Origin of the sequence: Halomonas sp. 25-S5 (assembly GCF_029889845.1) — a bacterium.
Taxonomy (GTDB): domain Bacteria; phylum Pseudomonadota; class Gammaproteobacteria; order Pseudomonadales; family Halomonadaceae; genus Halomonas.
In genome coordinates, this window is sequence record NZ_JARANV010000004.1 from 1 (window position 1) to 12,293 (window position 12,293).

Here is a 12,293-nt window from a genome sequence, read left to right on the forward strand (position 1 = left end):
GATCCTGCTGAAGCGTGCTCACGACGTTTCAGATCGCGAGCGGCTCATCATGGAGACATGGACAGGGGCCTTCCCTCGGCTCCTTGCGGCCTACGAACACAAGGAGCGGTTCTACCACATCTGGGACTGCACCACTCGTCGTGATGTCGAGAAGGCGCTGGCTCGCTGGATTGACGATATCCCGCAGGGGCAGAAGGAGGTCTGGAAAGATCTCGTCAGCGCCGTCAGCGGCTGGCGTGAGGAGATACTGACCTACTTCGAGACTGACATCCCGATCACCAACGCCTTCACGGAGTCGATCAACCGGCTGGCCAAGGATAAGAACCGCGATGGCCGGGGTTATTCGTTCGAGGTGATGCGGGCCCGGATGCTCTACACCACCAAGCACAAGAAGAAGTCGCCGCAGACCAAGGAATCCCCGTTCCTAGGCAAGGCCACTATGACCTACAGCATGGGGCTCCCCGAGCCAGAGAAGAATTTCGGCGTCGATCTATCAACCTTCTGGGAGGATTAAGGGTTTGGAAGGGCTTGAGGGCCCCTTCAACCAGTTAATCCGGATACCCGAAATTATGTATAAAGCGCATTATAAAGAGCGCTTATTTTGCTGAGTGATCACAACCAGCACAAAATGCCAAGAACTATTAGGCCTATAGATCCTATGTAAGTGCAGCTTGTGTTTCGTTTGACTGACACCCCCGACCCCTAGTCTTCTTGCATGCAAAGCATATTTGATATACTAGACATATATTGGGCATCACGATTTTACTACTACCAGCTCCTCCCATCGCGTCGTGTACCTCGGCGATCTCTTTTCACACTTTAGTCTCCAGGAATTTTCTTGTCTAGGTAAGCCTAGTCTAACCTTGTCTCTCCCCAGCTCACGGTTAAGTATGTCGACTGTGGCCATCAAATTCTGACGTCGTTTACGCTCGCCCTCACTCTGTGTGGTCTCCCCCAACGATAGCTGGCGGTTAGCCTCGTCCGAGATATCGAGAAGCATCACGCCAACTTTTTGGTAGCGGTACCCTTCCAGGAATACGATATCAAGCCCGCGTGCTGCGGCCTGGGCAATATCGCGGGTGTCGTTGCAGGGCTGCGCCAAGGGCACCACGGCGCTGTTGCGATACTGTGGCTGGCTTGGCTGGAAGGGGTTGGTACGTACGAACACCATCACCGCTCTGGCCACGCTGCCCTGGCGACGCAGCTTTTCCCCGGCTCTGGCGGCGTGCTGCCGAACGGCTTCGCGCAGATCGGTGGGATCGCTAGTCAGACGCCCGAATGAGCGTGAGACCATGATCTGCCGCTTCGGCGCCGCCATGTCATCGAGCGTAATGGCGGGCTGGCCTCGCAGTTCCCAGACGATTCGCTCTAATACTACTGAGAAAGCTCGACGAATCCGCTTGGGATCAGCCTCACGCAACTGCCAGGCAGTCTCGATGCCCATCACTGCCAAGCGCTCGCCGGTGCGTCTGGCTACGCCCCATAGCTCTGTCACGGGCAAATTTTGAAGCAGCGACCGCGTGGTATGTCCGTTGTCAGCGTCCAACATGCAAACGCCCTCATAGGCTGGATTCATCTTGGCTGCTCGGTTGGCAACCTTGGCGAGAACACGGGTCTGCGCGATGCCCACCGACACCGGGATGCCGGTCCACTTGAGAACTGTTCGGCGCAACTGATGACTATGCTCTTCAAGCGTAGACGGATCGAAGCCCTGGAAACCGACGAAGCTCTCGTCGATGGAGTAGACTTCGATATGCGGCGAAAACTCGCCAAGTATCTGCGTTACACGCCGACTCATGTCGCCGTATAGCGCGTAGTTGCTGGACAGCAGCACAGCCTGGTGACGGACATGTGGTGGAAGCAGGTGCATGGCCGCACCCATTTCGACGCCTTGGCTTTTTAGCTCGCTGCTGCGGGCGACGATACAGCTGTCGTTGTTGGAAAGAACACCAACTTGGCGCCCTTCGAGCCGCGGGTCGAACACTCGTTCGCAACTGACGTAGAAGTTGTTGCAGTCTACCAGGGCGATCAAGTTGGTGCGCCTGGCAACGCGTGAATGACGTGAGTGACCACACCCCAGACATGAGTCTCGCGGCCAGCCAGCGGAATCGGCCGGTAGCTCGGGTTGGCTGCGACCAGATAGTACTGCTGGCCCACTCGCTCCAGGCGCTTAACGGTCAGTTCGCCATCTAGAGCGATGATTAGCACACGGCCTGGGCACGCCTCTAGGCTGCGGTCGACCACCAGTAAGTCACCGTGGTAGATCCCGTCGCCGTGCATTGAGTCACCCTCGGCGCGTACGAAGAAGGTCGCCGCTGGTCGCTTGACCACATAAGAGTGCAGGTTGATGTCGGTATCGAGGTGATCATCGGCGGGACTGGGGAAGCCCGCTCTTACGCAGCAGCCCAGCAGAGGCTGGGTCTTGCTGCCAGCGGCGGCGGTAATGTCTGGGGTCAATAACATGCCATGGGCTCCTGTGTTGTATATATATACAGTATCTAAGCTACAGACGCATGCTGCAAGCTTAAAAAGTTGCCCAATCAATGGCTAGATTGCTGTTGACAGCAGGAGCTGTCTCTTTGACTGTGCGGTTCAGGGGACATACTCGCTAGTACCACATAGCGTTAGGCTTGCGGGTGCCGTGCACTGACGGCGGCTGATTGACATCGCCTAGTTTGAGGCATCACCGCACCTTATAGTAGTTACAGAGCAAGCCACTGCCGCAGATGTCAGCGAGACGCTCAACACCGATGCCGTGAATGATTGAACTGCACAGAACGGACATTTTTGATCGGTAGAAATGAGGACTGTTCTAATTGGTATTGGCACTGCAGCCGACTCCAGCGGAGCCTCATGCTTGACGACGCTCCCCAGTAGCCGTTCATGAGATGTATCGCGTAGGTTTGTCATCTCAGTCTCCATAAAGGGAACGAGAAACGGCCCTTTCCTTATATAGAAGGAATATGCGCATTCTGTGCTCAAAATCAGCCCACAGCAGGGTGCCCAGGGGGCAAGGCACAACGCGTAAGGAAAACGACCTGGTTATTAACGGAGTTCATTTATCGACACCCTATATAAATAAAAGTTATCATTACACAAAGCATAGACGTTTTTATACTGAGGGAAAAATGGCCAATCTAATAAAAGTTATGTCTTCATCAGTTTTCTTGATGCTTGTTAGCAGCTTAACATTCGCAGAAGTTGAACCTGGTCTCTTAGAGGGTAAAGGATCATATGAAATCAGTGATATTATTTATGATCTAATGCAAGAGGACGGAGCAACCACTATACCCTGGTCGCATATGTCCAATAGCGACATCGCCTGGACAACAGATGGATACGACAGTGACGGAGAGACTACTGTAAGGCATGGTTTTTTAAGAATAAATATTCTTGGCGAAAAAAGTACAGTACTAAAACGAAATAAACGAGAGCTAGGGTGGAGCATATCCTATATCTCCACTGGGGTACCTAAATTTGGCGCAAATTATGCTTTTTTAGCACCTGGAGGACCAGGGGTCAGCAAGTGTTTTGGTAGCCTCTTTGAGATGTGCTCCTTTGATATAATAGACTCACTTAGAGAAAATGAAAACTTAGAAACTGAAGTCATATGTAGTTCAGAAACCTTTAGAGAAAACGATGTTTATTTGATTTCTTCTGAAGGCAAGGAACCTTCGGTTATAATAATAGAAACTAACGGGGGTTCCGGGGGAAGCCATTCAAAACTATTAATGACAATTGGAGATGAGGTGTTAAATAATAGCGATCTTTGCGCACCTAGATATTAGGTCAAGCTTAATAAAATAAGGAATGAAAATGGCGCCAGGGCAATTCTTAGGGGTAATAAAATTCTTTAGAAATGAAGATTTTTTAGACAAGATGATATCGGGGCTTTTCCACTGCCAGCCACCAGAGTTATATAGAATAAGTGGCAGTGAAGGAGTTTCAGACAAATTCGAAAGTTGTTACTATTCTTATAGGCGAAATCGGAAAGATAGCTCACCTCACTTTGCTGTAAATGGAATTGAATTTAATACGGAAAATATTAATTCATTAACAACATACAACCTACCCCAGAAAGACTCATGGCTTAGCTGCTGGATGTCTCTTAAGGCTCCTGAAAGTGAGGATGAACTATTGCTCCTAAAAAAAGATATCGAAAAAATGAAATATTTTTTTGGGAGATATTATGTGTACATAACTATTGATGATATGCACAAGCTAGTTTCTCGATTGAAAAGAGTAAGTGAAAAAGAGATGCGGGTCGGAGAAGTTATGTATACAAATGAAAAGAAGAAGTGGGGTAATTTTTGCAAGCACATAAATTATTCTTACCAGAGAGAATATAGATTTGCTTTCGGGCAATGTGAAACATTAGAAACCAAGCCTTATGAAATAGTATGTGCTGAAGGTCTGCAAGACTTAATGTATAAAAACCCAGAGATCAAAATAAATTTAAGTAATAATGAATTTGCTTTGATTGAATATTAGAGATTAAAGGATTGCTGATCATGTTTAGTTTAATTACAAAGATATTTAAAAAGACTCCTTTGGAATCAAGCTCTATCAACAAAGAGTATGTGATTAATCAGGCAAAAGAAAACGGAGCAGGGGAAGAAGATGTTATTAGAATAAAAGCATCCTTAGAAAAAAGAGAAAGAATGATAAATTCCGGTGTAACATATTATACTTGGGTGTCATCAAATGATGAAAAAGTGTGTGGAGAATGCAAAAATAATAACGGTAAGGAATTTAATATAAGAGGGATGAATAATCACCCAGGTGAGTTTATATGCAGCAAACACAAGAATGTATGCAGGTGCACAATAAGCCCGATAATCGCGTAGATCCACTGCCTACTTGGAGCTTTGAGACGAAAGCGGGCATTGTCCTCAGTGGCGTCCCGATACTCAAGCTAAAAAATGGACTAGCGAGTCATTGTGGTCCATTTCAAGGAAGAGAAAATGGGCTGGTTATGAAAATATAAGTTATTGAAAATAATGTAAAAAATAAAGTCCATTTCTTGAAAAATACAGGTCCATTACTGGAGAGCACGCCGACCGGACGTCCCTCCAGGCGCGGGTCGAAGACCCGCTCGCAGCTGACGTAGAAGTTGTTGCAGTCGACCAGGGCGATCACGGCCCGCCTCCCGGCAGGGCATGGAGCACATGGGTGACCACGCCCCACACCTCGCATTCGCGGCCCGCCAGGGGGATCGGCGCAAAGCGCGGGTTGCTGGCCACCAGGAAGGTCTGCTCGCCGCGGCGCTCCAGGCGCTTCACGGTGGGCTCGCCATCCACGGCGATTACCACCACCCGCCCGGGCAGCGGCTCCAGGCTGCGGTCCACCACCAGCAGGTCGCCGTCGTGGATGCCGTCGCCGAGCATGGAGTCGCCCTCGGCCCGCACGAAGTAGGTGGCGGCCGGGCGGCGCACCACATGGGCGTGCAGGTCGATCTCCACGTCCAGGTGGTCGTCGGCGGGGCTCGGGAAGCCCGCCCGCACCCGGCACCCCATCAGCGGCTGGGCCGTCTCGCCGGGGAATGGCACGGCACGGCCGATCACCCGGGCGGTGGTGGACAGCGGCGACATCATGGGCCTCTCCCTCGAATACTGTACATATGAACAGTATTCGACACTTCGCCCCTGCCTGGCAAGCCCTGCCGGCACGGGGGACGCGTGCTACCGTGAAGGGGCCATCACAAAGAGCCATCACCAAGCCCCCTCACCAGGACGCCCGCCATGCCCCATCCCTTGCTCTCCCGCCAGCCCTTCACCGCGAAGGGCAAGGTGGTCTCCGCCCGCGAGGCCGTGAACCTGATCCGTGACGGCGATGCCCTGGCGACCGGCGGCTTCGTCGGCATCGGCTTCGCCGAGGGGCTCGCCGTGGCCCTGGAGGAGCGCTTCCTGGAGACCGGCGAGCCCCGCGACCTGACCCTGGTGTATGCCGCCGGCCAGGGCGACGGCAAGGAGCGCGGGCTCAACCACCTGGGCCACGAGGGGCTGGTGGCGAAGGTGATCGGGGGCCACTGGGGGCTGGTGCCCGCCCTGCAGAAGCTCGCCATCGAGGGGCGCATCCAGGCCTGGAACCTGCCCCAGGGGGTGATCTCGCACCTCTTCCGCGACATCGCCGCCGGCAAGCCGGGCACCCTGACCCGGGTGGGCCTGGGCACCTTCGTCGACCCGCGCCTGGGCGGCGGTCGGATCAACGACGTCACCCTCGAGGAGCGCGTCTCGCTGCTGCCCATCGACGGCCAGGAGTACCTCTTCTACCGGGCCCTGCCGCTGCAGGTGGCGCTGCTGCGTGGCACCACCGCCGACACCCTGGGCAACGTCAGCATGGAGCGCGAGGCCCTGACCCTGGAAGCGCTGGCCATCGCCACGGCGGTGCGCAACTCCGGGGGCGTGGTGATCGTGCAGGTGGAGCGCCTCGCCGAGCACGGCACCCTGCACCCCAAGGACGTCAAGATCCCCGGCGTGATGGTCGACTGCGTGGTGGTCTGCGAGGATCCAGCCCACCACTGGCAGACCTTCCGCACCGCCTACAACCCGGCCTTCTCCGGCGAGATCCGCGCCCCCATGGCGACCCCCGAGCCGCTGCCGCTCTCGGCGCGCAAGATCATCGCCCGGCGCGCGGCCTTCGAGCTCAGGCCCAACAGCGTGGTCAACCTGGGGATCGGCATGCCCGAGGGCGTCGGCGCGGTGGCTAGCGAAGAGCGCCTGCTCGAGCACCTGACCCTGACCGCCGAGCCCGGGGTGATCGGCGGGCTGCCGGCCGGCGGGCTCGACTTCGGCGCGGCACTGAACACCCAGGCGATCATCGACCAGCCGGCCCAGTTCGACTTCTACGACGGCGGCGGGCTCGACATCGCCTTCCTGGGCATGGCCCAGGTGGACGGTGCGGGCCACGTCAATGTCTCGCGCTTCGGCCCGCGGCTGGCCGGCGCCGGCGGCTTTATCAACATCAGCCAGAATGCCCGCAAGGTGGTGTTCATGGGCACCTTCGTGGCCACCAGGGAGGCGCTGGCCATCGTCGACGGGCGGCTCGAGGCGCCCCCCGGCGGCCAGGGCAAGTTCGTCGCCGAGGTGGAGCATCGCACCTTCAGCGGGACCCTGGCCGCCGCGGACGGCAAGCCGGTCTGCTATGTCACCGAGCGGGCGGTGTTCGAACTCACCCCGGAGGGGCTCACCCTCACCGAGATCGCCCCGGGGGTCGATCTGGAACGCGACGTCCTGGCACTGATGGCCTTCACCCCGCGGATGCCCGAGCCGCCCCGACTGATGGACGCGCGGATCTTCTGCGAGGCGCCCATGGGGCTCGCCGAGGAGCTGCTCGACCGGCCGCTGGCGCAGCGCTTCAGCCTCGACGAGAAGGAAGGCATCCTCTTCATCAACTTCGAGCACCTGCGCGTCGCCTCCCGGGCGGACATCGACGCCATCGAGCAGGAGGTCGAGCGCCGTCTCGCCCCGCTGGGCCGCCGCGTCCAGGCCATCGTCAACTACGACCACTGCCGCATCGACGACGCCCTGCTTGCCCCCTACACCGAGATGGTGCGCGGCCTCGAGCAGCGCTTCTACACCCGGGTGACCCGCTACACCACCAGCGGCTTCATGCGCCGCAAGCTCGGCCACGCCCTGGAGGCGCGCGCCGTCTCGCCGCATATCTACGAGAGCGCCGAGGAGGCCGAGGCCCACCTGCGCGACCGCGACGCCTGAGCCCTCGCCTCAGGCATCGAGCGCCAGCGCCTCCAGCGGCACCGGCCGTCCGAAGAGATAACCCTGGAAGGCGTGGCAGCCGTGCGCCACCAGCCAGGCCCGCTGGGCCTCGGTCTCCACCCCCTCGGCGATCACCTCCAGCTGCAGGCTCTCGGAGAGGGCGATGGTGCTAACGACGATGGCGGCACTGGCCTCGTCCTCCAGCAGGTCGCGCACGAAGGACTGGTCGATCTTGAGCTGATCCAGGGGCAGGCGCTTGAGGTAGGAGAGCGAAGAGTAGCCGGTGCCGAAGTCGTCCAGGGCGAAGGTCACGCCATGCTCCCTGAGGCGCCGCATGGTCTCGCGGGCCTCGTCGCGATCCTCAACGAACAGGTTCTCGGTCACCTCGAGCTTGAGCCGCTCGGGGCGGGCGCCGGTGCGCGCCAGGGTGGCCAACACTTGCTCGACGAAGGCCGCCTCGCGGAACTGCTGGGGGCTGACGTTCACCGAGATCGTGAGGTCGGCCGTGGCGGAGTCCCTGGCCCAGGCCACCAGCTGCCGACAGGCGGACTCCAGCACCCAGCCGCCGATGGGCACGATCAGCCGATTCTCCTCGGCCAGCGGAATGAACTCGCCGGGGGAGACCATGCCCCGCTCCGGGTGCTGCCAGCGCAGCAGCGCCTCGACGCCGATCAGGCGACGGTCGGCATCCACCTGGGGCTGGTAGTAGAGCAGGAACTCGTCCCGGGACAGCGCCTGGCGCAGGTCCGCCTCGAGCCGGGCCCGCGCCTGAAGCTGGGCCTGCATGGCCGGGTCGAAGAAGCGCAGGGTGTCGCGCCCGGCCCGCTTGGCCTGGAAGAGGGCCATGTCGGCCTGCTGGAGGATCTCGTCGAGGGTCGTGCCGTGATCGCGGTAGAGCGTAATGCCGATGCTGCCGGTCATCGTCACCGAGCTCCCGGCCAGGCCGATCGGCGCCTGGAGCACCCCGAGCAGCTTGTGGGCGATACGCTCGGCAACGGCCGCCACCCGCTGCGGGTCACGCCCCAGGTCGTGCAGCAGCACGGCGAACTCGTCGCCGCCCAGCCGTGCCAGGGTATCGGTGGCGCGCAGCACCCCACCCAGCCGGCTCGCTACCTCCCGCAGCAGCTGGTCGCCGGCATGATGCCCCAGGGTGTCGTTAACCTGCTTGAAGTTGTCCAGGTCGAGATAGAGCAGCGCGCCGAACTGGTCGCTGCGATAGCTGTCCTCGAGCTCGCCCTCCAGGCGGTCCAGCATCAGCCGGCGATTGGGCAGCCCGGTCAGGGGGTCGTAGAAGGCGAGCTGGTGGACCTCCTCCTCGGCGGCCTTGCGCTCGGTGATATCGCTGAAGGTGGCCACATAGTGGGTCAGCTCGCCGGCCTCGTCACGCACCGCGCTGATGGTCAGCCACTCCGGGAACACCTCGCCGTTCCTGCGCCGGTTCCAGATCTCGCCCTGCCAGCTGCCGTTCTCACGCACGCTCTCCCAGAGGTGCCGGTAGAAGGCCTCGTCGTGGCGCCCGGAGCTGAGCAGGCTCGGATTGCGCCCCAGCACCTCGGCCTCGGCATAGCCGGTGATGCGGGTGAAGGTGTCGTTGACCCTGATGATCCTGCCCTCGGCATCGGTGACCAGCATGCCCAGGTGGGTCTCGAAGGCCATGGCGGCGATGCGCAGCTGGGCCTCGGTGGCGCGGGACTGGGTCACCTCGCGCACCACGGCGAGCACCCCGCTGAAGCCCTCGCCCGCCTCGGCCAGCGGACTGATGATGGCCTGGAAGTCGCGGGGCACGCCGGCCAGGGTGACGCGATACTCGGTCTCCACCGGCTCGCCGGTGGCCTTGAGCTCGGCCAGGGCCTGGTCGAACTGCCGCGCCACCGCTTCCGGCAGGACCTCGGTGTAGTGGCGCTGCAGCAGCGCCTCGGCGTCCTCGAGCAGCTGGTCCCGGTCCACGGCATGGACATAGACGAAATGCCCATGGGCATCGAACACGAAGATCATGTCCTGGATCGAGCCGACCAGGGCCTGCAGCCGCGCCTCGCGGTCCTGCACCTCGCGACGGGCCTGCTCGCGCTCCACCAGGCGCCGGCGCAGGTCGCCCTCCAGCTGCAAGCGACCGAGATAATGGCGCAGCAGCCACCAGCCCAGCGCCGCCACCACCAGGAAGATGGCGCCCAGCAGCCAGAGCCGCTGCCACCAGCCGGCGAGCAGCACCTCGAGCTCCTCGCCGACCACCACCAGGAGCGGCAGCCCCGCGACCCGCTGCATGGCGTAGAGCCGGTCGCTGCCATCCAGCGGCGAGGCGGTGCGCAGGGTCGTCGACGCCTCGCCGCTGTCGAGGAAGGCGCGGGTCAGCGGCTCGCTGACCGGGGTGCCGAGCACGCCCATGGCGCCCCTCTCATCGAAGGCCGGCCGCCGGGTGATCAGCCGCATCTGGGTATCGAGAATGGCGATGCTCTCTTCCTGGGTCATGGTCAGTCGCTCGAGGACCTCGCCGAAGATCGCCGGATTGAGTCGCAGCACGGCCAGGCCCCGGAAGTCGCCATCCGGCCCGACCAGGCGCCGGGCATGCACCAAATGGAACTCCTGGCTGACGGCCGACCAGTAGAGTGGGGACACCCACTCCTGACGGTCGGCATCCTGCTCGAAGGCCTGGAAATGGGGCAGGCCGGTGATATCGAAACCCTGTGGAAATGCCGGGTTGTCAGAGGCCCGCAGCATCCCCCCGGCACTGAAGATACTGAGGTCATCGATCAAGGCATGACGATGGTTGTGCTGGCGATGGCTATGCTGATAAAGGAGTGCCTCGAGGGCCGCATCATTGCCGCGACGCGTCAGCAATGCCTGCCCGAGAGGCGACTGGAACACCTGCACCAGGCTGGAGAGCGTGTGCTCGTTGACCTCGAAGGTACTGGCCACCCACTCGGCCACCAGGTCGGCCTGCGCGCTGGCACGCTCCCGACCCACCTCGAGGTCACGCCGGTACTGATCCAGGAGGATGCCGGCGAACAGCAGCAGCAAGGTGAGCAGGGCAAGCAGGTAGAGGATGATGGCACGGCGCCGTATGCGCCGATGGCCGCTCTCGGGCAACGCCTTGGGGGGGAGCGACTCGCCGCTCATTGTCATGGACAATCCTTGCGTTGGATCAGAGAGATAGAGTGTACCGGGTCGACGACAGGAAGACGCTCGACGGTCGACGGGGCACTTGCTTCTTATTAGTAACCATTGAAGCAGACGTTGCCACAGGCCACCATGAGGGTATCCGCCGGCCATCGGGCGGCGTCGGGAAGGCCTACCCATGGATGATGTCGCCAGCCAGTTCCTCACCGCCAACGAATCCGCCATCCGCCTGGGTGTGGCGCTGCTGCTGGGTGCCCTGATCGGCATCGAGCGCGGCTGGGTGGCACGGGCGCAGAAGTCCGGCGAGCGCATCGCCGGCATCCGCACCCACTCGCTGGTCGGGCTGCTCGGCGGCATCGCCGCGCTGCTCTCGGAGACCGTCAGCGACTGGGCCTTCCCGCTGGTCTTCGTGACCGTGGCCGGCATCAGCCTGGTCGCCTGGCGGGCCAAGCTCGCCGAGCAGCATGACTACAGCATCACCGGCCTGGTGGGCCTGCTGCTGACCTTCTGCTTCGGCGCGGTGGCCGTGGCGATCGACCTGGCCCTGGCCGCCGCCGGCGCGGTGATCACCGCGGTGATCCTCGACAACAAGCACGAGATCCACGGCCTGCTGAACAAGCTGCAGGCCCACGAGCTCGATGCCGGCCTCAAGCTGCTGCTGATCACCGTGGTGATGTTGCCGCTGCTCCCCGACCGCGGCATGGGGCCCGGCGAGGTGCTCAACCCCTACGAGATCTGGTGGATGGTGGTGCTGATCGCCTCGATCAGCTTCGTCGGCTACTTCGCCGTGCGCCTGGGCGGTGCCGAGAAGGGCATCCTCTTCACCGGCCTCTTCGCCGGACTCTCCTCCTCCACGGCGCTGACCCTGCACTTCGCCCGGATGTCGCGCCAGAGCCGGGAACTCGAGGCGATGCTCGCCGCCGGCATCCTGCTGGCCTGCGGCACCATGTTCCCGCGCATCCTGATCTATGCCGCGGTGATCAGCCCAGGGCTGCTGCCGGCGCTGCTGCTCCCGGTCACGGTGATGGGGGGAATGCTCTACCTGCCGGCGCTCTATCTCTGGCGCCACCACCGCCAAGGCCTCAGGGTCGACAGCCAGACCCCGATCCAGAACCCCCTGGAGCTGCGCACCGCGCTGCTGTTCGGGGGCCTGCTGGCGGTGATCATGCTGCTCGGCGAGTGGCTGCGCGGCGCCCTGGGCGAGGCCGGCATCTACCTGCTGGCGGCCTCCTCGGGGGTAGCCGACGTCGACGCCATCACCCTGTCGCTGACCCGCATGTCGCTGGAGCGCATCGCGCCCTCTACCGCGGTGCTGGGCATCGTCATCGCCGCCGCGGTCAACAACCTCTTCAAGTCAGGGCTGGCCACCGCCTTCGGTACCCGACAGATCGGCATGCGAGTCGCCCTGCCGATGGTCGCCTCGATGGCGACAGGCCTGGCGCTGGCCTGGTGGTTGTAGGGCCC

Annotated in this window: 11 protein-coding genes; 6 read left to right on the forward strand and 5 right to left on the reverse strand. The window is 60.8% G+C overall.

The genetic code is table 11. The annotated features are described in order from the left end of the window. A partial coding sequence (locus OP498_RS04365; protein WP_280552728.1) for a transposase occupies window positions 1–514 on the forward strand: 514 nt, incomplete at its 5' end. Window positions 515–754: 240 nt separating this feature from the next. On the opposite strand, the gene OP498_RS04370 is transcribed toward OP498_RS04365, so the two are convergent. Next, the gene (locus OP498_RS04370) at window positions 755–2,032 is read right to left on the reverse strand and encodes a Y-family DNA polymerase (protein ID WP_280552729.1); all 1,278 of its coding nucleotides are present in this window, start codon (window positions 2,030–2,032) and stop codon (window positions 755–757) included. Continuing rightward, window positions 2,029–2,463, reverse strand: coding sequence for a translesion error-prone DNA polymerase V autoproteolytic subunit (umuD, locus tag OP498_RS04375; protein ID WP_112053160.1), 435 nt, complete (start codon window positions 2,461–2,463; stop codon window positions 2,029–2,031). Before umuD (OP498_RS04375) ends, OP498_RS04370 begins: the two co-directional genes overlap by 4 nt. Window positions 2,464–3,128: 665 nt before the next feature. Between umuD (OP498_RS04375) and OP498_RS04380 the strand changes: the two genes are divergently transcribed. The 3 genes from OP498_RS04380 to OP498_RS04390 are packed head-to-tail and all read left to right on the forward strand — an operon-like array spanning window position 3,129 to window position 4,847. Continuing rightward, window positions 3,129–3,788: a hypothetical protein gene (locus OP498_RS04380; protein WP_146742453.1), complete on the forward strand. Its 660-nt coding sequence runs from the start codon at window positions 3,129–3,131 to the stop codon at window positions 3,786–3,788. Between the two features lie 28 nt (window positions 3,789–3,816). Continuing rightward, window positions 3,817–4,491, forward strand: coding sequence for a hypothetical protein (locus tag OP498_RS04385; RefSeq protein WP_146742452.1), 675 nt, complete (start codon window positions 3,817–3,819; stop codon window positions 4,489–4,491). A 20-nt stretch (window positions 4,492–4,511) separates the two neighbouring features. Then, window positions 4,512–4,847: a phage minor head protein gene (locus OP498_RS04390; protein ID WP_112053159.1), complete on the forward strand. Its 336-nt coding sequence runs from the start codon at window positions 4,512–4,514 to the stop codon at window positions 4,845–4,847. A gap of 103 nt (window positions 4,848–4,950) precedes the next feature. Here OP498_RS04390 and OP498_RS04395 read toward each other — a convergent pair whose 3' ends face one another. Beyond that, window positions 4,951–5,139 carry a hypothetical protein gene (locus OP498_RS04395; protein ID WP_280552731.1) on the reverse strand — a complete coding sequence of 63 codons (189 nt, stop codon included), beginning with the start codon at window positions 5,137–5,139 and terminating at the stop codon, window positions 4,951–4,953. Next, on the reverse strand, window positions 5,136–5,594 hold the full coding sequence (gene umuD, locus OP498_RS04400; protein WP_280552733.1) for a translesion error-prone DNA polymerase V autoproteolytic subunit: 459 nt from the start codon (window positions 5,592–5,594) through the stop codon (window positions 5,136–5,138). The genes OP498_RS04395 and umuD (OP498_RS04400) overlap by 4 nt, the downstream gene beginning before the upstream one ends. A gap of 147 nt (window positions 5,595–5,741) precedes the next feature. Between umuD (OP498_RS04400) and OP498_RS04405 the strand changes: the two genes are divergently transcribed. Further along, window positions 5,742–7,715 carry an acyl CoA:acetate/3-ketoacid CoA transferase gene (locus OP498_RS04405; RefSeq protein ID WP_280552734.1) on the forward strand — a complete coding sequence of 658 codons (1,974 nt, stop codon included), beginning with the start codon at window positions 5,742–5,744 and terminating at the stop codon, window positions 7,713–7,715. 9 nt (window positions 7,716–7,724) lie between these two features. Here OP498_RS04405 and OP498_RS04410 read toward each other — a convergent pair whose 3' ends face one another. Further along, window positions 7,725–10,835 carry an EAL domain-containing protein gene (locus tag OP498_RS04410; protein ID WP_280552735.1) on the reverse strand — a complete coding sequence of 1,037 codons (3,111 nt, stop codon included), beginning with the start codon at window positions 10,833–10,835 and terminating at the stop codon, window positions 7,725–7,727. Window positions 10,836–11,007: 172 nt separating this feature from the next. Between OP498_RS04410 and OP498_RS04415 the strand changes: the two genes are divergently transcribed. Continuing rightward, complete coding sequence (locus tag OP498_RS04415; RefSeq protein ID WP_280546177.1) at window positions 11,008–12,288, forward strand: MgtC/SapB family protein; 1,281 nt, start codon at window positions 11,008–11,010, stop codon at window positions 12,286–12,288. Window positions 12,289–12,293 lie beyond the last annotated feature (5 nt).

Bases quoted from the DNA above. Each gene is read 5' to 3' on its own strand.
- umuD (WP_112053160.1), bottom strand. From the start codon at position 2,463: ATGTTATTGACCCCAGACATTACCGCCGCCGCTGGCAGCAAGACCCAG.
- OP498_RS04380 (WP_146742453.1), top strand. From the start codon at position 3,129: ATGGCCAATCTAATAAAAGTTATGTCTTCATCAGTTTTCTTGATGCTT.
- OP498_RS04385 (WP_146742452.1), top strand. From the start codon at position 3,817: ATGGCGCCAGGGCAATTCTTAGGGGTAATAAAATTCTTTAGAAATGAA.
- OP498_RS04390 (WP_112053159.1), top strand. From the start codon at position 4,512: ATGTTTAGTTTAATTACAAAGATATTTAAAAAGACTCCTTTGGAATCA.
- umuD (WP_280552733.1), bottom strand. From the start codon at position 5,594: ATGATGTCGCCGCTGTCCACCACCGCCCGGGTGATCGGCCGTGCCGTG.
- OP498_RS04405 (WP_280552734.1), top strand. From the start codon at position 5,742: ATGCCCCATCCCTTGCTCTCCCGCCAGCCCTTCACCGCGAAGGGCAAG.
- OP498_RS04410 (WP_280552735.1), bottom strand. From the start codon at position 10,835: ATGACAATGAGCGGCGAGTCGCTCCCCCCCAAGGCGTTGCCCGAGAGC.
- OP498_RS04415 (WP_280546177.1), top strand. From the start codon at position 11,008: ATGGATGATGTCGCCAGCCAGTTCCTCACCGCCAACGAATCCGCCATC.